This is a genomic window from Sporofaciens musculi (assembly GCF_009830285.1).
In the GTDB taxonomy this organism is placed as follows: domain Bacteria; phylum Bacillota; class Clostridia; order Lachnospirales; family Lachnospiraceae; genus Sporofaciens; species Sporofaciens musculi.
The window spans coordinates 3452654-3474101 of the sequence record NZ_WUQX01000001.1 but is presented as its reverse complement, the minus strand read 5'-3'; the positions used below and the strand labels follow the sequence as shown (position 1 = coordinate 3474101).

The 21448-nt window shown below is 48.9% G+C and carries 24 protein-coding genes and 1 pseudogene; 22 read left to right on the top strand and 3 right to left on the bottom strand.

Features of this window, described 5'->3' with window-relative positions; all coding sequences use genetic code 11:
- Positions 1-13: 13 nt before the first annotated feature.
- The 4 genes from GN277_RS17525 (at position 14) to GN277_RS17510 (ending at position 4092) form a co-directional block, all read left to right on the top strand.
- A complete protein-coding gene (locus tag GN277_RS17525; protein WP_159752190.1) occupies positions 14-1945 on the top strand; it encodes a recombinase family protein in 1932 nt (643 codons plus the stop codon).
- Entirely contained in the window at positions 1912-2811 is a 900-nt protein-coding gene (locus GN277_RS17520) for a helicase (protein ID WP_159752188.1), read from the top strand. The genes GN277_RS17525 and GN277_RS17520 overlap by 34 nt, the downstream gene beginning before the upstream one ends.
- A gap of 78 nt (positions 2812-2889) precedes the next feature.
- On the top strand, positions 2890-3219 hold the full coding sequence (locus GN277_RS17515; protein ID WP_159752186.1) for a DUF6664 family protein: 330 nt from the start codon (positions 2890-2892) through the stop codon (positions 3217-3219).
- A gap of 216 nt (positions 3220-3435) precedes the next feature.
- The gene (locus GN277_RS17510; RefSeq protein ID WP_159752184.1) at positions 3436-4092 is read left to right on the top strand and encodes an AbiU2 domain-containing protein; all 657 of its coding nucleotides are present in this window, start codon (positions 3436-3438) and stop codon (positions 4090-4092) included.
- 184 nt (positions 4093-4276) lie between these two features.
- Here GN277_RS17510 and GN277_RS17505 read toward each other — a convergent pair.
- Both GN277_RS17505 and GN277_RS17500 read right to left on the bottom strand, forming a co-directional pair.
- Positions 4277-5140 (bottom strand): annotated as a pseudogene (locus GN277_RS17505) (IS3 family transposase); the annotation flags it as partial.
- A gap of 23 nt (positions 5141-5163) precedes the next feature.
- Positions 5164-5847, bottom strand: a complete 684-nt coding sequence (locus GN277_RS17500; protein WP_159749279.1) for a helix-turn-helix domain-containing protein — start codon at positions 5845-5847, stop codon at positions 5164-5166.
- Positions 5848-5959: 112 nt separating this feature from the next.
- Between GN277_RS17500 and GN277_RS17495 the strand changes: the two genes are divergently transcribed.
- The 18 genes from GN277_RS17495 (at position 5960) to GN277_RS17410 (ending at position 20892) form a co-directional block, all read left to right on the top strand.
- Positions 5960-6307 (top strand): DUF3848 domain-containing protein, encoded by a 348-nt coding sequence (locus GN277_RS17495; protein ID WP_159752182.1) that lies wholly within the window; start codon positions 5960-5962, stop codon positions 6305-6307.
- Between the two features lie 10 nt (positions 6308-6317).
- A complete protein-coding gene (locus tag GN277_RS17490) occupies positions 6318-7307 on the top strand; it encodes a DUF3991 and TOPRIM domain-containing protein (protein ID WP_159752180.1) in 990 nt (329 codons plus the stop codon).
- Positions 7308-7381: 74 nt separating this feature from the next.
- Positions 7382-7672: a hypothetical protein gene (locus GN277_RS17485; RefSeq protein WP_159752178.1), complete on the top strand. Its 291-nt coding sequence runs from the start codon at positions 7382-7384 to the stop codon at positions 7670-7672.
- A 139-nt stretch (positions 7673-7811) separates the two neighbouring features.
- Positions 7812-7976, top strand: a complete 165-nt coding sequence (locus GN277_RS17480) for a DUF3789 domain-containing protein (RefSeq protein WP_159752176.1) — start codon at positions 7812-7814, stop codon at positions 7974-7976.
- Positions 7924-8256 carry a plasmid mobilization protein gene (locus GN277_RS17475; RefSeq protein WP_016296651.1) on the top strand — a complete coding sequence of 111 codons (333 nt, stop codon included), beginning with the start codon at positions 7924-7926 and terminating at the stop codon, positions 8254-8256. Before GN277_RS17480 ends, GN277_RS17475 begins: the two co-directional genes overlap by 53 nt.
- Positions 8223-9668, top strand: a complete 1446-nt coding sequence (locus GN277_RS17470) for a relaxase/mobilization nuclease domain-containing protein (protein ID WP_330587329.1) — start codon at positions 8223-8225, stop codon at positions 9666-9668. Before GN277_RS17475 ends, GN277_RS17470 begins: the two co-directional genes overlap by 34 nt.
- On the top strand, positions 9610-10464 hold the full coding sequence (locus GN277_RS17465; RefSeq protein WP_159752174.1) for a PcfB family protein: 855 nt from the start codon (positions 9610-9612) through the stop codon (positions 10462-10464). The genes GN277_RS17470 and GN277_RS17465 overlap by 59 nt, the downstream gene beginning before the upstream one ends.
- 2 nt (positions 10465-10466) lie before the next feature.
- Positions 10467-11330, top strand: a complete 864-nt coding sequence (locus GN277_RS17460) for a hypothetical protein (protein ID WP_159752172.1) — start codon at positions 10467-10469, stop codon at positions 11328-11330.
- A 15-nt stretch (positions 11331-11345) separates the two neighbouring features.
- Positions 11346-11543 carry a hypothetical protein gene (locus tag GN277_RS17455; protein ID WP_016221079.1) on the top strand — a complete coding sequence of 66 codons (198 nt, stop codon included), beginning with the start codon at positions 11346-11348 and terminating at the stop codon, positions 11541-11543.
- Entirely contained in the window at positions 11530-13323 is a 1794-nt protein-coding gene (locus tag GN277_RS17450) for a VirD4-like conjugal transfer protein, CD1115 family (protein ID WP_159752170.1), read from the top strand. The genes GN277_RS17455 and GN277_RS17450 overlap by 14 nt, the downstream gene beginning before the upstream one ends.
- Positions 13324-13337: 14 nt before the next feature.
- Entirely contained in the window at positions 13338-13694 is a 357-nt protein-coding gene (locus tag GN277_RS17445) for a hypothetical protein (RefSeq protein ID WP_016221081.1), read from the top strand.
- 92 nt (positions 13695-13786) lie between these two features.
- The gene (locus GN277_RS17440) at positions 13787-14623 is read left to right on the top strand and encodes a hypothetical protein (RefSeq protein ID WP_016296645.1); all 837 of its coding nucleotides are present in this window, start codon (positions 13787-13789) and stop codon (positions 14621-14623) included.
- A gap of 26 nt (positions 14624-14649) precedes the next feature.
- Positions 14650-14886 carry a hypothetical protein gene (locus GN277_RS17435; protein ID WP_159752168.1) on the top strand — a complete coding sequence of 79 codons (237 nt, stop codon included), beginning with the start codon at positions 14650-14652 and terminating at the stop codon, positions 14884-14886.
- A 1-nt stretch (position 14887) separates the two neighbouring features.
- Positions 14888-15373, top strand: a complete 486-nt coding sequence (locus tag GN277_RS17430; RefSeq protein WP_016221084.1) for a PrgI family protein — start codon at positions 14888-14890, stop codon at positions 15371-15373.
- The gene (locus tag GN277_RS17425; RefSeq protein WP_159752166.1) at positions 15366-17699 is read left to right on the top strand and encodes a VirB4-like conjugal transfer ATPase, CD1110 family; all 2334 of its coding nucleotides are present in this window, start codon (positions 15366-15368) and stop codon (positions 17697-17699) included. Before GN277_RS17430 ends, GN277_RS17425 begins: the two co-directional genes overlap by 8 nt.
- A 14-nt stretch (positions 17700-17713) precedes the next feature.
- Complete coding sequence (locus GN277_RS17420; RefSeq protein ID WP_016303340.1) at positions 17714-18118, top strand: DUF6075 family protein; 405 nt, start codon at positions 17714-17716, stop codon at positions 18116-18118.
- Positions 18119-18256: 138 nt separating this feature from the next.
- Positions 18257-19036, top strand: a complete 780-nt coding sequence (gene srtB / locus GN277_RS17415; protein WP_135976869.1) for a class B sortase — start codon at positions 18257-18259, stop codon at positions 19034-19036.
- A 38-nt stretch (positions 19037-19074) separates the two neighbouring features.
- A complete protein-coding gene (locus GN277_RS17410; protein WP_159752164.1) occupies positions 19075-20892 on the top strand; it encodes a lysozyme family protein in 1818 nt (605 codons plus the stop codon).
- Between the two features lie 28 nt (positions 20893-20920).
- Here the strand turns inward: GN277_RS17410 and GN277_RS17405 are convergent, their stop codons facing one another.
- Positions 20921-21280 (bottom strand): helix-turn-helix transcriptional regulator, encoded by a 360-nt coding sequence (locus GN277_RS17405; RefSeq protein ID WP_159752162.1) that lies wholly within the window; start codon positions 21278-21280, stop codon positions 20921-20923.
- Positions 21281-21448: the final 168 nt, after the last annotated feature.

Here is a 21448-nt window from a genome sequence, read left to right as displayed (position 1 = left end):
GAGGTTTAACAGTATGGCAGGGATAAGAACGGGGAATCAGATTTATGAAGTCGGCATTTACTGCCGCTTGTCAAAGGACGATGGCACGGAAAACGAGAGTGCGAGCATTGCCACGCAGAAATCCATCCTCACGGATTATGTGAAAAAGCAGGGCTGGCATTTGGCAAAAACGTATGTGGACGACGGTTACTCTGGTACGAATTTCCAAAGACCGAGCTTCCAGAACATGATTAAGGACATTGAAAACGGACGGATAAACTGCGTGATTACGAAAGATTTATCACGTTTAGGGAGGAACTACCTTGACTGCGGATTATATTTGGAAGTCTTTTTCCCAGAGCATAATGTGAGGTATATAGCGGTCAATGACGGCGTGGATACCTTGAATAAATCGGCGATGGACATCACCCCATTCCGCAATATCCTAAACGAAATGTACTCTGCCGATGTGTCGGTCAAGATAAAATCGGCGTACCGAGCGAGATTCCAGCAGGGGAAATTTATGGGGACGTATGCACCCTATGGATATATCAAAGACCCTGCCGACCACAACCATCTGCTGATTGACGATAAGGTGGCGCACGTTGTAAGGGAGATATTTGACCTTGCATTAGCGGGAAATGGACTTGGAAAAATACGCAAGCACATCAACAGCCAGCACGTTTTACGCCCTGCCGCTTATGCGGCGGAGCAGGGAGCAACAGGCTATGAGAGATACTTTGAGGACAACGAAGAAAACCGTTATATCTGGAGTGAGAACAGCTTGAGGAATATTTTAAGAAGCCCTATCTATGCAGGAAACCTTGCAGGCTACAAGCGGATTGCTGCCAATATGAAAAGCAAGAAAAGACCGTCCAAGCTGCCAGAAGAATGGGAAGTGATACCCGACACCCATGAGGGCATAGTCACACAAGAAGAATTTGATACTGTCCAACAGCTTATGACGAGCCGCAGACGGGAAAAGAATAAGGGTGACTTTGAGAATATTTTTTCAGGTGTTATCAAGTGTGCGGACTGCGGCTATGCTCTGCGGGCGATGAGCGCAAACAGGAGGAAACGCCCCGACATTATCGACTGCGTACAATACACCTGTAATAATTATGGCAGGTATGGCAACGTCATGTGTACCGCACACGCCATTGAAGCGAGGGACTTATTCAACGCCGTCCTTGCCGATATTAACCGTTTTGCGGATATGGCGGTGAATGATGAACGGGCGGTAAGGGCGATTGAGAAACGGCTCACGGAAACAGACCAGAGCAAGGCAAAGGCAATGGAGAAAGAACGGAAGAAGCTGAACAAACGCCTTGCGGAGCTTGACAGGCTGTTTTCCTCTCTCTATGAGGATAAGGTCATGGAGCGTATCACCGAGCGGAATTTCGAGATGATGTCGGGGAAATACCAGAAAGAACAGCTTGAAATAGAAGCACGGTTGAGGGAAGTAACGGAAACGCTCAATGAAAGCTACGAGAAATCGCAGGGAATCCGTGACTTCCTCTCCCTTATCCGCAACTATCAAGGTTTAAAGGAACTGGACGCAACGGTTGTAAATGCATTGATAGACAAGATACTTGTTTCGGAGCGTGAGAAGTCAGCAGACGGAACAGTAAAGCAGGAAATCAAGATTTACTATAAATTCATCGGCTTTGTCGGTGAATTACATATCACACCCACGAAGCGGTGGACAGCGTTGCCCGCTAAACACTGTACGGTGTGCAGCGTTGAATATGTCCCTGGCTCTGGCATATCGAAGTATTGTCCTGCTTGTGCCAAGAGGATACAGAGGGAGAAGTCAAACGAGAGCAAACGTAGGAGCAGGGCAAGGGACAGACAGGTATGTATTGAACTGTCCGCAAAAAATGACCGACTGACTTGGAGCAAAGGCTTGGTCGTCTGGAACGTCAGGGCAATATGTTCCCAGAGGTTGAAGTTTACCGCTATGTGACGGAACAGACCTTTGATGCCTACCTCTATCAGCTTGTAGAGGGAAAGCAGAAATTCATCTCCCAGATAATGACGAGCAAAAGCCCCGTGCGTTCTGCCGAGGACGTGGACGAGGTCGCCCTCTCCTTTGCGGAGGTGAAAATGCTTGCCACGGGCGACGAGCGTTTCAAGGAAAAAATGGACTTGGATATGCAGGTGGCGAAGCTGAAAGTCTTGAAGCAGAGCTACCTTTCCGAGCATTACGACCTTGAGGACGGGATACTGAAACACTACCCGCAGGAGATTAAGGAGTATGGGGAACGCATTATAGGCTATGGGAATGATGCGGGGATTGCCAGCCAGCATATGCCGCAGGGCGAGGACAAGTTCTGCCCGATGACTTTAAACGGTGTGACCTACAAAGAAAAAGCGGACGCAGGCGGGATGCTGCTTGCCGTCTGCAAGGAAAACCCGCTGTCACAGCCGATACAAATCGGCAGCTACCGTGGCTTTCAGATGGAGGTTTTCTATGATACCGTCAATGCCCACTACTGCTTAAATTTATGCGGAATGAGAAAATACAAAGTGGATTTAGGAACGGATGCCCTCGGCAATTTAACGAGAATTGAGAATGAGATTGCCAAAATTCCTGCAAGATTGGAAGCCGCCAAGACCAGAAAGGAGGAAACCATTGCACAGCTTGAAACCGCAAAAGAGGAAGTGAAGAAGCCGTTTGCCTTTGAAAATGAGCTGAAAGAAAAGACGGAACGGCTCAACGCCCTCAATATCGAACTGAATCTGAATGAAAAAGACAAGTCTGTTATTGACGATGAGCCAGAGCAGAACGACGAACAGCCAGAGAAAAAAAGTGTGGATAGGGAGCGTTAAATTCAGTTTGCACATTTGTACTGCTGATTTTGGGGTATTATAATAAGGACGATTAGAAAAAATCGGAGGTGAGGAAGAATGTCTGATGTGTTCAGATTTGAAACTTTTTTGGACATCCATAGTAATATCTTTGAGGAATATCTTGGCTCTGTCACCGCAAAGTTGGCAAGGGAGAATGAGGAATATCGTGCAATAAGAGCTGAGATTGAGGGCTTGTATGAAAAATATCCGAAAGTCTTAGGCGTGTTTGACACGGAAACATCGGCGGAACTGACCGAGGAAGAATGTGCCGCACTGATTAAAGTGATGGAGCTTAGGAACAAACTTACGGACATGGAGATGCAGGCGGTCTATTTCCGTGGCTGCTATGACAGCGTGGGGTATCTGAAAAAGGCAGGGATTTTATAACAGACTGACCGAGGAAAAGGCGGTGTCGGCGTGGAGCTGATGCCGTCTTTTACATAGTCAAGCGAAGATAATTTTTCTCAATGATTGTGTGATAACCAGAAGAAGTTGATGATTTCATATTTATGGAGTATAATGAACGTCACAAACGAGTGTTGTTATTTTGTAAATTAGAGAGCATCTATGTGTGTACAGAATAGAGAAGCAAGGGAGAAGTGTATGGTGAATATGGATAATAGTAAAGCTCCAATGAATTTATTTGTAGTAGAAAACGTATGCAGGTTTAGAGAACAAGCATTATGTATAAAATCGAACATACAGGTTTTAAATGATATTTGGGAACTTCAACCATACTTTAAAGAAAAAAGAACAGGAGCATTTTATAAGATTGTTCAAGATAACTGCATATTCAGAGTGATTTTAGAAACTTATAAAATGCTTTATGATACAATGAAAAATTCTGCGACTATTTATCAAATGACAAATGATGTATATAGGGAAATGATAAAAATGGAGACATTCAATGACCGACAGAGGGAATTGCTGGATAGGAAAAAGAAATTAGTGTCTGACTTGAATCAATATAAAGATGTTGAAAATGTTATTAAAGCAAGCAGAAACAAAGTCTATGCACATAACGACTTGAATTATCATTGGTTCAAGGACGCATACGTTGAAAAGTGGGGGATGACAGAACAAATATATGACGATATTTTAACTATTACAAATATATGCATTGACTATTGTAATGGGATATTGAAATTGTTTAATCAAAGACTCATCTATGAGTATTCTAATCATGATGATGTGAAGCACTTGTTTGGATTGAAAACAGAACGGGATGAAGAAAAAGAAATTCTTGAACAAATATTGTAAAAATTCTCCGATAATCCAAAATACAAATTTGCTTACAAATTTCCGTTCATAGCTCAATTTCTGTTAAACATTATAATATTTTACATAGCCGAGAGGTTTTCACAATGAACCGCTCCCTGTCAAGTAGACAGTTAAAAAAATAAAAATTTTTACCTGCCAGTCGCAAAGAGGACTGGCAGAGCTTTTATGCAGCATCTTTCAAATAGTTTCTATATTCTATCGGTGTCATACAGTTTAAGCGTTTCTGATACCGATGATTATTATAATAATCTATGTAATCTGATACAGCCTCCTTTAGCTCCTCATATGTTTGAAATTTCTTCAGGTAATACATTTCTGATTTCAGCATCCCCCAGAACGCTTCCATTGGTCCGTTATCAATACATCTGGATACTCTTGACATGCTTTGTGTCATTCCCGCTTTGTTAAGCTTTTTACGGAAGTATTTTGAGGTGTATTGGTATCCACGGTCACTGTGGAATAAAGGCCTTGCATCTGGATGGTTTTCATGGGCAGTGTCAAAGGTTTCAAAAACAAGGGCATTATTATTGGAATGTCCAATGACAAAGGAAACAATACTTTTATCTGACAAGTCCAGAATGGCGCTCAGGTATGCCTTCCCACTGGCTCCATATTTCATCTCCGTTACATCCGTAAGCCATTTTTCCCCAAAACGTTCCGCATGGAACTCCCGGTTTAAGATGTTTTCGGCAGTAACCTCTGGCGTTGATTTTACATAGTTTCTTCTCCTGCGCCGGCACACAGATTTCAGATGTAAAATCCGCATAAGGCGCAAGATTCTCTTTGCGTTGACTTGAAATTCATTTTCACGGTTTAATTTAATCGTCATCTGCCTGTAACCCAGAATCCCGCTTTTTTCCTCGTACGCATCTCTGATAAGGACACATAATTTCTGGTTGAATTTCTCATTTTCACTTGGTTTTCGGTTCAGCCATTTATAATAAGCAGAACGCGAAATTCCCGCAAATCTGCAGAGTTCTGATATTGAACATCCCTGCTCGTCATATATTTCCTGTATCGCCAGATAAACCGTTTCATTTTGTGTCTGGCTTAGAACCGCCTCCTTTCGATTTCGTCGAGTTTTTTTAAGAAAGCAACCTCCAGCTGGGCTCTGCGCTTTTCCGCTTGAAGAAGCTTATTTTCCGCACGCAGCTTCTCCAGTTCCGACATTTCTGTTTCAGATTTTCTTTTCCCTCTTTTGTCAATAAGCCCTTCTACGCCGTTTGACTGGTATTTCCTTGTCCATTGGTAAATCTGTTGGTAGGATACCTGGTATTTTTCTGCTGCCTGGGCATAATCCATTCCATGCTCTATGCAGTATGTTACAATTTCCACCCGTTCCTCATATGAGGTTTTTCTTCCTTTGGTCATGACGCTGGTTCCTCCTGTTCCAGAAGTCTTTAACTTCTCATGACCATTATACTTCATAATCCAGTTGCGAAGCTGCTTATCTGAGCGGATTCCATACTTTTTCTGGATTTCCCTTAATGTTCCTTTGCCGGAAAGGTAATCGGCAACAGCATTTTGTTTTGTTTCGGCGGAATAGATACGGAGTTTTGGAGTTGTTTTTAACCCCTCTATTCCTAAAGACTGATACAAGGTCACCCACTCGACGATACGTGTTCCATTTGTTCCCAGGCTTCGGGCGATACTTTCTGTTGAACAGCTTCCCTCCAAATATTTTGTAACGGCATCTAATTTCATTTCAAAAGAGTATTTTGAATGTTGTCCCATAAAATATGCTCCTCCTTATAGTGACAGTTTTATTATTTCATCTGTCTACCATAAGGGGAGCATATCACAACGAAAATCCCTCGGCTTATTTTATTTTCAAGGAGGTGTGTGATTGAATTACCAAGAGTACAGACAGTCCCTTAACCAAAGGCTGACCTACAAGGTACAGCGGGAGCTTTCCTCTTTTCGGGAAGAAATGCAGGCAAAAACGCCGCAGGAAATTTACGATGCCGCATATCAGATTGCCATGAAAAATGAGATTGCCGATTGTTTTTCCAATGCGGATTATTCCCCGCAGGCGGCAAAAGCCTTTATGAAATCCCCGAATCTTTTGCAGGATGTTTATGAGGAATGGCTTGGACGGGAGGATTCCCACATGGATGAACTGCGCCAGACCATCGCAGATTTTAAATCCTATATGGTTAAGACGGAAAAGATTTTGTCTGGGAAAGAGAGGTGAGCCTGCTTGGATGAGAAGTAACAGACCCTATGTGCAGATTGACCCAGACGTGCTTGAGCAGGCAAGGCAGATAGATTTACTCTCCTATCTTAGAGCCTATGAGCCGAGCAACCTTGTCAAAGTCAAAGGCACGACGAACGTCTACTGTACCGCCGAGCATGACAGCCTAAAGATTTCCAACGGCAAATGGTACTGGTGGTCGAGGGGCTTCGGCGGCTATTCTGCCCTCGACTATCTGATGAAAGTCAAGGAATACGGCTTTGTGGAAGCCGTGGAAACCCTCACAGGGCAGACGATGGCGGACTGGAAACCGCCGCCCCCTGCCGTAAAAAAAGACGAGCCAAAGGTGCTGCTCCTGCCGCCGAAAAATAAAAACTGCGACAGGGTGGCGGAGTATCTTTTCGGGCGTGGCATTGATTATCAGCTTATCCAAGAGTGCATCGCCGAGGGGATACTTTTCGAGAGTGCCGACTACCACAACGCCGTTTTTATCGGGAAAGATGAGAACGGAACGCCAAAATATGCTGCCTGCCGTGGCACGATGGGGAACTTCAAGCGTGACGCATCGGGCAGCGACAAGCGGTATTCGTTTCGGCTTCTGGCAAAAGACCCGACCGATGCCGTGCATTTATTTGAAGCCGCCATTGATTTATTATCCTATGCCACCTATTTAAAATGCGAGGGAAAGGATTATAAGGCAGAGAATCTTCTCTCGTTGTCGGGCGTATATCAGCCGAAGAAAGAGCTGAAAGAAAGCAAAATTCCTATTGCCCTCACGACTTTTTTGAAAGCAAATCCACGAATCAAGACCATATTTCTGCATCTGGATAAGGACAAAGCAGGTCGTTTATGTACCGCAGCTTTGAAAGAATTATTGCAGAAAGACTACCGAATCGTTGATGAACCGCCGCCAGTCGGCAAGGACTTCAACGATTTTTTAATGTCCTATCTGGGGATTGCAAGGCAGAAACCGAGCCGTGAGAGGGGGGATGCCCGCTGACTGTATGAAGATTTTTCTGCAAGAAATGACCGTAACCACAACAAAATTTCAGACCGAAAGGGAGGAAAGACCGATTGAAAAACTATGAAGTGACCCTTGTCGCCCACTATGCAAAGACCGTTTCCATCCATGCCGACAGCCCCGAACAGGCGGCGGAGAAGTTAAAGACCGTCCTGTTTGATACCGACCTTGTGAGGTTTTCCGACGGGGATTTTGTCTGCGGCGAAGCCGAGATTAACGACCCTATGGAGGACGCAGGGGAAGAAAGCGAATCCGAGGGAGAGGATTTTGAGGACGGCTTCTGTTCGGAATGTCCGTGCTTTGGAACGGTGTGTAAAGGATGCTGTCACGAGGGCGGGGATTAAAGACACGTCTTACCAAGCACTGAATTTGGTTATCCATCTGCCGATGGAAACAAAATTCGCTTGTTAGGGGAAAGCTCCCCTAATACCCCGTGGAAAAGACCGCCGCCAGAGTGCGGCAGGAAGAAAGGAGTTTTTAAGGATGAGAGATTTATTGTTCTTCGCTCTCGGCACGACGCTCGGAGGGATGTGCGGCGTGGCGTGTATGTGCGTGCTGCAGATTAACAGGCTTTCCGAGGGAAAGGGGGATTTGGATGCGGAAACGAAATGTGCAGATATTGTTCCGACTGACCGAGGAAGAAGCTGAATACCTCTGCTCCCTTGCAGAGCGGGCGGGGCATTCCAGACAAGCCCTGCTCCAGTCGATGGTCATGGGCTACCGCCTGTGCGAGAAGCCAGACCCAGAGTTTTATAAAATCATGCGGGAGCTGTCCGCCATCGGCAACCGTATCAACCAGCTTGCGGCAAAAGCGAACGCCCTAAACTTTGTGGACACGCCGATGCTCTATGACGAAGCCAAGCGTTGGCGGGACTTCCGTCTGGACGTGGGCAGGTGCTACCTTGTGCCGAGGAAGATGTCTGGCTGATGGCGGTCTGCGAGATATGGGATGTAAAGGGCAGGCTCGACCACCCCATCGACTATGCCGAGAATCCAGAGAAGACCGCCAACCCCAAATATACGGATGCGGACTTGCAGGCGATGGGTGACGTGATGAAGTACGCCACCAACGGCGACAAGACCGAGCGGCAGTTTTTCGTCACGGGCGTAAACTGCGACCCTGCCACCGCAAGGGACGAGATGATGATGGCAAAAGCCCAATGGAACGACCAGAGCGAGATTGTCTGCTACCACGGCTTCCAGAGCTTCAAGCATGGCGAGGTCACACCAGAGGTTGCCCATGAGGTCGGCGTGAAGCTGGCGGAGAAGATGTGGGGAGAAAGGTTTCAAGTAATCGTGGCGACACATCTGAACACGGAATGCCTGCACAACCACTTTGTCGTCAACTCTGTTTCCTATATTGACGGCAGGCATTACCACGACAACAAGAAGAACCTGCGGCTGCTCCGTCAGCGTTCGGATGAATTGTGCCGTGAGTATTCCTTATCGGTCATCGAACATCCAAGCGGCAGGAAGAAGCCCTATGTCCTCTGCCAAGCCGAGAAAAACGGTCTGCCTACGAGGGACAGCGTGGCACGGCAGGCGGTGGACGAAGCCATCTCAAAATCGTTCACGCTGAAAGACTTTGACCGCCAGTTGTCGGAAATGGGATACCGCATCAATTTTGACCCCAATCGAAAATACTGGACGATAATCGGCAAGGGATGGCAAAGACCGAAGCGGCTCTACAAGCTCGGCGGGGACTACACCAATGAGCGGATAACGGAACGCATAAGGGAAAATTCCTATGCGGTCAAATTCCAGAACTTTTCCAGAGAACAGCCGCAGGTCAAAGTGTACCGTGTTCGTGGCTCTCTGAAAGACGCAAAGAAAATCGGCGGCTTGCGTGGGCTGTATCTCCACTACTGCTACAAGCTCGGCATCCTGCCAAAGAAGAAACAACAGAACTATGCAAGGCTTCACTATCTTCTGAAAGATGACTTGCTGAAGATGGAAGCCATCACAAACGAAACAAGGCTGCTCTGCCGCAACCATATCGACACGGCGGGGCAGCTTTTGTCTTATAAAGGCTCTCTGGAATCCGAGATGCAGGAGCTGACCGAACAGCGCAAGGGGCTTTACTCCCAGAGCCGCAAGGCAAGCGGCAAAGAAAAGGAAGCGGTCAAGGCTCGGCTGTCGGAAATCACGGGGCGTATGAAAACATTGCGGAGGGAGGTCAGATTATGTGAGGGAATCGATGCCCGCAGCGACACCCTCAAAGAAAATTTAAATGTCATACGGGCAGACGAAAAAGAGAAGAAAGGAAAGGAGCTGATGAAGCATGAACACAGGCGGCGAAGCGGCGGAGCAAATCGTAAGGATGAGCTTGGAGGGATTTGAGGTCGCAGCCAGAATCACGGGGGCGGGTGCGAAGAATATCGCCATCCTCTTATATTCCATCTTAAAGGAAGAACAGAAAACCAAAGGAAAGGCAAGGCTCACAAACATGCTCCGCTCTGGCAAGGAGCTGAAAGTCTTTACCGTAAAGAGCGGCGACTTGAAGAAGTTCACGCAGGAAGCGAAGAAATACGGCGTACTCTACTGCGTTTTGGCAGACAGGGGGAACAAAGACCCCAATGCGGAGGTGGACGTGATTGCGAGAGCCGAGGACGCATCGAAAATCAGCCGCATTGTGGAGCGGTTCAGCCTTGCGTCGGTAGATACTGCTTCCATTGTGACCGAAGCGGAGAAATCGAAAGGGGAAAAGGCGAAAGCTGACAAAACCGCAGATGTAAAAGATGCAGATGCAAAGGACGGTCAGCCAGAGCCAGACGTCGGCGTGGAGGAAAAGGCGGAGAAAGACAGGCTCATGGACGCCCTTATGGGCAAACCGCTCCAAAAGGAGGAAAACGCCCCAAACCCCTCGGTGGCAAAGACAGAAAAATCCCCTCTGTCCGAGCCTACCTTAAAGCAGCAAAGGAAGCCCGCAGAGGGGGCTACTATGGCTAAGGCGGAGAAACCGTCAGTCAGGGAGGAACTGCGGAAAATCAAGGAGAGCCGCAAGGAGCAGGAAGCGGACGTTTCCCCTGCAAGAGAGAAATCCCCCGACAGGGCGAAGAAGCCGCCCGCAGGAAAGACGGAGCATAAACAGCCCCAGAAGCGGAAACGGAAACCAAAATTGAAAGGAGCAAGATAAGCATGAGCATTTATGACGTATTCAGCGGCGGCGGCAGACCTTTTAACAAAGAGGAATGGGCTGCCGCAAAGCAGGAGCAGCGGAAAGCAGCCTATGAGCTGATTGACAATACCTGTTCGGAGATGATGGCGGACGGTGACAGCTTTCGCCAGTACCTTGACGTGCAGGGGCATTTTGACCGCTACTCCGTCAACAACGCCATCTTGGTTTCGGCACAGATGCCCGAAGCGACGCAGCTTAAGGATTACGGCAGTTGGAAACAGAGCCGTGCCTATGTGGACAAGGACGCACAGAAAGTCACCATACTTGAGCCGGGGAAAGAGTATGAGCGGGAGGACGGCTCAAAGGCGGTCGGCTACAACGCCAAGATAGTCTATGACATTTCCCAGACCTCGGCAAAGGACAGGCAGCAGCCGCAGGAAGCCAAAACCATGCGGGAGCTTGTGTCGGCGATGATTGACGCAAGCCCCGTTTCCTTTGCGCCAGTGGACGACCTTGAGCTGCCTGCGTTCTACGACAGCGCACAGCAGACCATCTTCATCAAGACGGGGCTTTCCGAGGAACAGCTCTTTGTCAGCATGGCAAAGGAAGTGTCGGCGGCGGTCTTTGACTTCAAGCATAAGGAAAGCCGTGACGCTTCAGAGTTCAAATCGTTCTGCGTTGCCTATATGGTAAGCTCCCGCTACGGCGTGGACACGAAAGGTTTTAGCTTTGACAAGCTCCCGAAAGAATTTGAGGGCATGGAAACGCAGGAATTTAAAGGCGAGCTTGGCTCGATGCGTGACGTTCTCGGCGAAATCCAGTCGGACATGTATAAGAGCCTTGAAAAGAACAAGCCGCCCAAATCCAAAGAGCAGGAACGCTAATCGGAGGTGCAGCCCATGAAAGAAGAACGATACCATCTGGCATTGGACAAATACGATAAGAACATCGTCCTCAATGCCCTCAACACCCTGCGGACGCAGCAGATACAGGAGGAACGCCCCACCGAGCCTGTTGACGAGCTGATAAGCAGGGTGGCATTCGCCCCGACCAAGAAAGTAAAGGTCGCCCCGTGCAAGTGCCATGAAGAACGGTGATGATTACAAGGCGGGCTTAATCCTCTCTTTATGTGGGATTGTCCCTGTCGTGTGGCTTGCCCTGCTGACAGCTCCTTATGTCAGCGGCGGCATCGTGGAGATAATGCAGAATTTATCCGTGGCAGTCGAGAACCCGTTTTCCATAACGGTTTGTAGGGACAGCGTAAGGACTGTCCTTATTTTCCTGCTTGCCTACGGCATGGGAATCGGCGTTTATTTCTCCACACGCAGGAACTACCGCAAGGGGGAGGAACACGGCTCTGCAAAATGGGGCAGCGCAGGCACTCTCAATAAGAAGTACCGAGATAAAGACGCATCGGAAAACAAGCTGCTGACCCAGAGCGTCCGCATCGGGCTTGACGGGAAGAAGCACAGGAGGAATCTGAATATCCTCGTGGTGGGCGGCTCTGGTGCAGGAAAGACCAGATTTTTTTGTAAGCCGAACGTGATGCAGTGCAACACGTCAATGGTAATCTTAGACCCAAAGGGCGAGATTGTCCGTGACACGGGCGGGCTTCTGGAAAAGAAAGGCTATGAGGTGCGTGTGCTTGATTTAATCAACATGCACAAGAGCCACTGTTACAACCCGTTTGTTTATCTTCGGAACGACAACGACGTGCAGCGGCTTGTGACGAATCTCTTTAAGGCGACCACGCCGAAAGGCTCACAGTCGCAAGACCCGTTCTGGGACACGGCGGCGAGTATGCTTCTATTGTCCCTCGTGTTCTATCTGAAATACGAAGCCCCGCCAGACGAGCAGAATTTCCCGATGGTGATGGAGCTTTTAAGGGCAGGCGAGGTAAGGGAAGATGACGACGGCTATGTAAGCCCACTTGACGAATTGTTTGACCGCTTGGAGATGGTAAACCCAGAGCATATCGCATTAAAGTATTACAGAGATTACCATTCTGGTTCAGCCAAAACGCTAAAGAGCATCCAGATAACCCTTGCCGCAAGGCTTGAGAAGTTCAATCTGGAAAGCCTTGCAGGATTGACCGCCACAGATGAATTGGATTTGCCGTCTTTGGGGGAGAAGAAAGTCGCACTGTTCGCACTGATACCAGACAACGACACCAGTTTCAATTTCCTTGTGTCGCTGTTATACACGCAGCTATTCCAACAGTTATTCTACTTCGCCGACCATAAGTACGGCGGGAGTCTGCCCGTCCACTGCCAGTTTATTATGGATGAATTTGCCAATGTTTCGCTGCCCGATGACTTTGACAAGATACTGTCAGTTATGAGGTCAAGGGGCGTGTCCGTTTCGATTATCCTGCAAAATCTGGCACAGCTCAAAGCCCTGTTTGAGAAACAGTGGGAAAGCATTGTCGGCAATGCCGATGAGTTCCTCTATCTCGGCGGCAACGAGCAGAGTACCCATAAGTTTGTAAGTGAGCTTCTTGGAAAAGCCACGATAGACACCAACACCTACGGGAAAAGCTCTGGGCGGAGCGGCAACTATTCCACTAACTACCAGATTTCGGGGCGTGAGCTTTTAACGCCAGACGAGGTGCGTATGCTAGACAACCGCTACGCACTTCTTTTTGTGCGTGGGGAACGCCCCGTCATGGATTTGAAGTACGACATCCTGAAACACCCGAATGTGAAACTGACCGCCGACGGTGGAAAGCCGCCGTATATCCACGGCGAGCCGACGCAGGCGGTCGCAACCTTTGTGTTTGGCGGGGATATTCCAAAAGACGCTGTTGCGCTTAACCCTGTCAGCACTTCCTATGAGCTTCTGTCCGATGAGGACTTGGAAGAAATATTCAATTTATAAGGAGGATTTACCCTATGAAACTTTTCCAGAAAAACGAGAAGAAAGCAACCCAGAAACTGCCGATGACAAGCAAGGTAAAAAAGGGCTTCCGCCATTACTGCGTGGCGGTGCTTGCCGTTATGATGGTATTTGGCACATCCATGACTGCCTTTGCCGCCAATGACCCGATTGCCGTCGTCAACAACCTTTCCAATTTCATCTTCGGTCTGATACGGGCGGTCGGGATGATTATGCTCGGCTTCGGCATCGTGCAGGTCGGCTTGTCGCTGAAATCCCACGACCCGTCCCAGAGGGCGAACGGTTTCCTCACACTGGCGGGCGGCGTTGTGATTACCTTTGCGAAAGAGATTTTGACCCTCATCACAGGCTAATCCAAAACAGACTGACACAAGACAAGATAACGGGGCAGATCCGCTCTGCGGAACTTGCCCCGCTATCAAATTTTAAGAACGGAGGTGGTCGAATGTCAGACAACTGGGTAGTCCAGAACTTGGAGAACGCCCTTGACACATGGAATGAAAAGTTAGCCGAGATATGGCAGCTCATCACCCAATCCCCCGAAACCTTTAAGGGCGGTGCGATATGGAAAGTCATCGTTGACATCCACGGGGCGTTGCAGGCGATAGGGCTTGCCCTGCTCGTGCTGTTCTTTGTCGTCGGCGTGATGCGTACCTGCGGCGACTTCGCAAGCGTGAAGAAGCCCGAACACGCATTAAAGCTGTTCATCCGCTTTGCCCTTGCGAAAGGTGCGGTCACTTACGGCTTGGAGCTGATGATGGCTCTGTTCAAAATCGTGCAGGGCGTGATTTCCGCCATTATGAAAGCCGCAGGTTTTGGCTCGGCGCAAAAGACCGTCTTGCCGCAGGAGATTGTGACAGCCGTGGAGGACTGCGGCTTTTTCGAGAGCATCCCCTTATGGGCAGTCACGCTGATAGGCGGGCTGTTTATCACGGTATTGTCGTTCATTATGATAATGTCGGTGTATGGGAGATTTTTCAAGCTATATTTATATACCGCCATCGCCCCCGTGCCGCTGTCCTCGTTTGCAGGAGAGCCGAGCCAGAGCGTGGGAAAGAGCTTCATCAAGAGCTACTCCGCCGTCTGCCTTGAGGGGGCAATCATTGTGCTTGCCTGCATCATCTTCTCGGTGTTTGCGGCGTCCCCGCCCGCAGTCAACCCCGATGCGGCGGCGGTCACGATGGTGTGGGGCTATATCGGGGAATTGGTGTTCAATATGCTCGTCCTTGTCGGTGCGGTTAAGATGGCAGACCGTGTTGTGCGTGAGATGATGGGCTTGTAATTATCCAACAGGAAAGGAAAATTGAAATGAAAAAAGAAACGAAGTATTGCCAGAATTATGATATCCATCTGTTAAATGGAGAAGTCATCGGGGCTTCCGAAGCCTATGACCTGCCTGCTGAAAAAGGGCTGGTCGGAAAATTTGGAAAAGCTGACGATAACGAGATATTTGAAATCGGGGATGCCATTTCTGGATTTGCATATATTCCAAAACGCAGCATCCTCTTTATTTCGACGGGGGATGTCAGGGAGGAGCGGTGCTGATATGGAAGTCAAGATAAATAAGGAAATCCGCAACTACACGGAATCCATGTTCTTCGGGCTGTCGATGCGGCAGTTCCTGTTTTCCGTGCTTGCCTGCGGCGTGGCGGTCGGCTTGTTCTTCCTGCTCCGTGGCAGGTTCGGGACGGAAACATTGAGCTGGATGTGCATCTTGGGGGCTTCCCCTTTTGCGGTCATGGGATTTGTAAGGTATAACGGCATGACCGCCGAGCAGTTTGTGTGGGCATGGATAAAGTCGCAGTTTCTGATGCCGAAGAAGATTTTATTTGCCCCAGAGAATCTTTATTACGAAGCGATGAAGAACGCCATTGAAGCCCATGAAAAGGGCTTGCCCGCCGTGCAGGATAAGAAAAAGAAAAAATGCAGGAGGGCAAGGCGCAAAGCGGCACGGGAACGGAGAAAACAGGCTGAAAAAGCCAGAAAGAAAAATAAGAAATCAAGAAAGCGCAAGGAGGTAGACCATGATTAAGACGCTGAAAACACTGTTCAAGCAGGACAGGGAGAAATTCATTGTGCCGAAGTCGGTGCAGGCGGTCATCCCGTTAAAGACCATGTGGGAGGACGGCATTTTCCTTGTGGGCAGGAACAAATACGCAAAGACATTCAAGTTTGAGGACATCAACTACGCCGTGGCGAGCCGTGAGGACAAGGAAGCGATGTTCCTTGAATACTCGGAGCTTTTAAACGCCCTCGACAGCGGGGCGACCACGAAAATCACTATCAACAACCGCCGTTTGAATAAGGCAGACTTTGAGCAGACAATCCTTATCCCGATGGCGGAGGACGACTTGGATAAATACCGCAAAGAATATAACAAAATGCTGCTGGATAAGGCAACGGGGGCTAACTCCACCGTGCAGGACAAATATGTGACGGTTTCCGTCTGCAAGAAGAACATCGAGGAAGCGAGGAATTATTTTGCCCGTGTCGGGGCTGACCTTATCGGGCATTTCAACCGCTTAGGCTCGAAGTGTACGGAACTGGACGTCAATGACAAGCTGCGTATTTTCCACGACTTCTACCGCACGGGCGAGGAAACGGCGTTTGCCTTTGACATGGCGCAGACCATGCGGAAAGGACACGACTTCAAGGACTATATCTGCCCCGACTCCTTTGAGTTTGAGAAAGATTATTTTAAGATGGGCAACCGCTACGGGCGTGTGATATTCCTCAGAGAGTACGCCGCCTATATCAAGGACAGCATGGTGGCGGAGCTTTGCGAATTAAACCGTAACATGATGCTCTCCGTGGACGTCGTGCCTGTCCCGACGGACGAAGCCGTGCGGGAGGTGGAGAACCGTCTTCTGGGCGTGGAAACCAACATCACGAACTGGCAGAGGAAGCAGAACCAGAACAACAACTTTTCCGCCGTCATCCCCTACGACTTGGAGCAGCAGAGAAAGGAAAGCAAGGAGTTCCTCGACGATTTGACGACCCGTGACCAGAGGATGATGTTTGCCGTGCTTACGATGGTGCATACCGCAGACACCAAAGAGCAGCTTGACAATGACACGGAAGCCCTGCTCACGACGGCAAGGAAGCATCTCTGCCAGTTTGCCGTGCTGAAGTACCAGCAGATGGACGGTCTGAACACCGCCCTGCCGTTCGGCGTGAGGAAGATTGATGCGTTGAGGACGCTGACAACGGAGAGCCTTGCCGTATTTATCCCCTTCCGTGTGCAGGAAATCTACCATAAGGACGGCGTGTATTACGGGCAGAACGTCATCAGTAAAAATATGATAATCGCCAACCGCCGCCACCTGCTGAACGGCAATTCCTTTATCCTCGGCGTGTCTGGTGCGGGCAAGTCGTTTACGGCAAAGGAGGAAATGACGAACATCATCCTGACCGACCCCAACGCCGATGTAATCGTTATAGACCCCGAACGAGAGTATTCCCCTCTTGTAAAGGCGATGCAGGGCGAGGTCGTCCACATCTCGGCGACGAGTGACAACCACATCAACGCAATGGACATGAACTCTGATTACGGCGACGGTGCGAACCCCGTCATCCTCAAATCAGAGTTTATTTTGTCTTTGTGCGAACAGCTTATCGGAGGTGCAAGTCTGGGGGCAAAGCAGAAGTCCATCATTGACCGCTGCACGGCAAGCGTCTACCGCTATTACCAGCAGGGCAACTATATGGGTACGCCGCCGACCTTGCAGGACTTCCGTGAGGAGCTGTTAAAGCAGGATGAGCCAGAAGCGCAGGAAATCGCCCTTGCGATTGAGCTTTTCACGGACGGCTCACTCAACACCTTTGCCAAGCATACGAACGTGGATACCCACAGCCGCCTTATCTGCTACGACATTCTGGATTTGGGCAAGCAGTTACAGCCTATTGGTATGCTCGTCGTCCTCGACAGCATTTTAAACCGCATCACCCAGAACAGGGCGAAAGGCAGGAACACCTTTATTTTCATTGACGAGATTTACCTGCTCTTTCAGCACGAATACTCGGCAAACTTCCTTTTTACCCTCTGGAAGCGTGTGCGTAAGTATGGGGCGTACTGCACAGGAATCACGCAGAACGTGGACGACCTCTTGCAGAGCCATACGGCGAGGACGATGCTTGCCAACAGCGAGTTCATTATCATGCTGAACCAAGCGTCCACGGACAGAATCGAGCTTGCGAAGCTCCTTAACATTTCCGACCTTCAGATGAGCTATATCACGAATGTCGGTGCGGGGCAGGGATTATTGAAAGTCGGCAGCTCCCTTGTGCCTTTCGTCAATAAATTCCCACGCAATACGGAACTGTATAAACTGATGACGACGAAATTTGGGGAGTGCTAAAAGGAGGGATTTTTATGTCAGAGATAAGGTTTCGCAACGCAGCCCACCGTGATTTTTTTCTGGAAAGCATGATGAAATGCAAGGTCAACGACTGCTACCACAGGGCGTTTTTTTATGTGATGGGGATTGCGGGGGAAACAAGGCAGAACATCAACGCCATGTTCGATTTTAAGACGGACTGCATCAAGCCAGAGGGGATGCACGCAGGCTGGCAGACGAGCGGCACGGTCAAAGTCTGCCACCTTGCCTTTAACCTCTGGAACGGTTACGCCGAGGAGGGGCGTGAGAAACTGTTCACGCCAGAGGAATTGTTCTGCTGCGAGTTCGCCCCGTATTTCATGGAGGGCATCAAGGCACGGTATCCCGAATATTGCAGGGATTTACCAACGCCCAAGAAGCAGGCAGAGCATACACGGTAGCTGAAAACAAGAAAAAAGGAAATACCCTGCGGGCATACCTCTATGCCCAAAAGCAGGGAAAGAACAAAGAAACACCCTGCGGGCATACCTTTATGCCCAGAAAGCAGGACAGAATAAAGAAAGGAATATTTTATGAATCTGAAAAACTATAAATGTATTCTCTGTATTACCGCCGCTGTTACCTTTTTAGGAGCAGCGGTTTTTTGTGGCTTTAAGATTTATAGCCATTACCAGCAGATAGACGAGCAGACGGAAGCCTTTGCGGAGATTGCAAAGGTCGTGGAGAACGCCGAGCCAGAGGAAGAACTGCCCAGAGATAAGGATACGCCCGTCAGCGAGGGAGAGGATATTCTTGCAAAGTACAAGGAACTGTATTTGCAGAATGAGGATATGGTCGGGTGGATTGCCATAGACGGAACAAGCATCAACTACCCCGTCATGCAGAGCAGGAACAGCCCGAATTTCTATCTGAAGCACAGCTTTGAAAAGGAATACAGCGATTTGGGAGTGCCGTATATCCAAGAGGACTGCGACCTTGCGGCAAGTGATAATCTGGTTATCTACGGACACCACATCAAAGGCGGCAGGATGTTCGGGGCGTTGGAAGATTATAAATCCAAGAGCTTTTATGAGAAACACAGGAATATCCAGTTTGACACCCTCACGGAGCAGGCAGAGTATGAAATTATTGCTGTTTTTAAGACCGTGGCGTACAGCTCGGAGGGCTACCGCTACTATGATTTTGTCAATGCGGAGAATGAAAAAGAATTTAATGCCTTTGTCGGGAAGTGTAAGGAACTTGCCTTGTATGATACGGGCGTGACCGCTGAATATGGGGATAAGCTCATTACCCTGTCCACCTGCGAATACTCCGCACAGAACGGCAGGCTTGCCGTGGTGGCGAAAAAAGCAGACTGACATGACCGCAAATCTTCTGGGAAAGGAGGTCGGATTTTATGGCTGATATAAAGACCAGAGATGCGGTCAAAGGTACGATTAAAACTTTAGACAAAGCCGCCATAGCAGGCAGTCGAATGAAATCCGCTTACGCTAAGACAAAGGACAAGGCGGAGCAGGGATATTATGCAGAGGAAAATTCCCCCACGGAATATGCCGCCGACAAGGTTTCCCATGCTTCGGGATGTATCAAGGACGAGGGCATCCACCAATTTAATAAGCAGGGGCAGAAAAACGCCCAGATTACAAGGGAGAATATCGGTAAGGCAAAGGATAAAATCGCCGATTTTAAGGCAAAGCGGGCGAAGAAAGCCGCAGAGCAGAAAACAATGCGGAACAAGGCGGGACAAAACGCCATGCGTACAATAAGGCAGGACGGCTTGCAGGAAATACAAGGGACTGCAAGCCGTCCCGCTGTTTCCGCTGCTCCTGTCAAGACCGAAACGCCCCAGACGGCGGCAAACTCGCTGATAAAGACCAGACAGCAGGGAAAGCGGACGATAAAGACAACCGCCAGAAATGCGGAAAAAACCGTCAAGACCACAGCAAAAGGCACAGTCAAGGCGACGGAAAAAGGCGTGAAAACCGCAAAGGCGACATCCAAGACAGCGATTAAGACCACCGAGCAGACCGCAAAGGCGGCACAGAAAACGGCGAAAGCATCTGCCAAAGCCGCCCAGAAAGCGGCGCAGACGGCAAAAGTCACCGCAAAAGCGACAGCCGAAGCGACGAAAGCCACGGTCAAGGCGACCATTGCGGCGGTCAGGGCGATTATCGCAGGGACTAAGGCGTTAATTTCTGCCCTTATCGCAGGCGGCTGGATTGCCATTGTGATAATTCTTATCGTCGTCCTGCTTGGATGCGCCGTTTCCCTGTTCGGGGGCGGCAGCGACAGCACTTCCTATACCCCTGTCAGTGCGGAGGTCGAAGCCTACACGCCGCTGATACAGAAGTATGCGAAGCAGTACGGAATCCCCGAATATGTGGAGCTGATAAAGGCGGTGATGATGCAGGAATCTGGCGGCAAAGGCAGCGACCCGATGCAGGCGGCGGAGGGGAGTTTCAACAAGAAATACCCCCATGAGCCGAATGGTATTAAAGACCCCGAATATTCCATCGAGTGCGGCGTGCAGGAACTGAAAGCTGCACTTGTTTCAGCCGAGGTGGAGAACCCGATTGACATGGAGCGCATCAAGCTCGCCCTGCAGGGCTACAACTTTGGGAACGGGTATATCTCATGGGCAAAGACCAACTACGGCGGCTATTCCTATGCAAATGCGGTGGAATTTTCCGCAATGCAGGCACAGCGGCTCGGTTGGGAGAAGTACGGCGACACGCAGTACCCCGCCCATGTGTTACGCTACTACCCATACGGGCGGGCGTTTACAAGCGGTGGCAATCAAGCCATCGTAGAAGTGGCTCTGACGCAGCTTGGCAACGAGGGTGGACAGCCTTATTGGAGCTGGTACGGCTTTGGCGGGCGTGTAGAATGGTGCGCCTGCTTCACATCGTGGTGCGCCGACCAGTGCGGCTATCTGGAAAGCGGCATTATCCCGAAATTCTCCCTCTGCTCGGATGGTGTAAACTGGTTTAAGGGCAAAGGACAATGGCAAGACCGAAGCTATGAGCCAACGGCAGGAAATATTATCTTTTTTGATTGGGATGGAGATGGAACAATCGACCATGTGGGTATTGTAGAGAAAAGCGAGAATGGTGTTGTTTATACCGTGGAGGGCAACTCTGGCGATGTCTGCAAGCAAAAACAATACGCTGTCGGTAGTAGCGTTATTTATGGTTACGGCTTGCCAGTTTACTAAAATAGGGCGAAAGAAAAACCAGAGGTTTTTATTCCTCTGGCTCTTTTGCCTTACATAGCCCGTTTACGGTTGCTTCTATGACGGACAGCTCCTTGTCATTCAATCGGTCAAGCAAAGTGTCCAAATGCCTGCGGACAGAACTTTTAACTGCCGTCTTGTCCGAATGTATGTACTCGTCAACCGAAATGTCAAATATCATAATAAGTTGAAAAAACAACTCAATGCTTGGATATTGTCCCTCATTTTCAATTGCTTGGAGATGTCTGGGGTTGTAGCCAACAATACGGGCAAGCTGTTCTCTGGTCATGCCTTTGGCTTTTCGAGCTTTCTTAATTGCTTGTCCTATGGGTGTAAAATCAAAGTCAAAATCGTTGTTTCTCTCGTCCATAAGTTCACCACCTATACTCTGAAATTCTTACCCTTATATTTTACAGAGATGTGGCTTCTGATTAAACGCTGTGAAATCTCTTGGTATAAGATATTTAATAGCCTGTATTGAGATATAAAAGTTCGTGTTTACACAGTTGATATTATTCGTTTGACCGCTTATAATGGA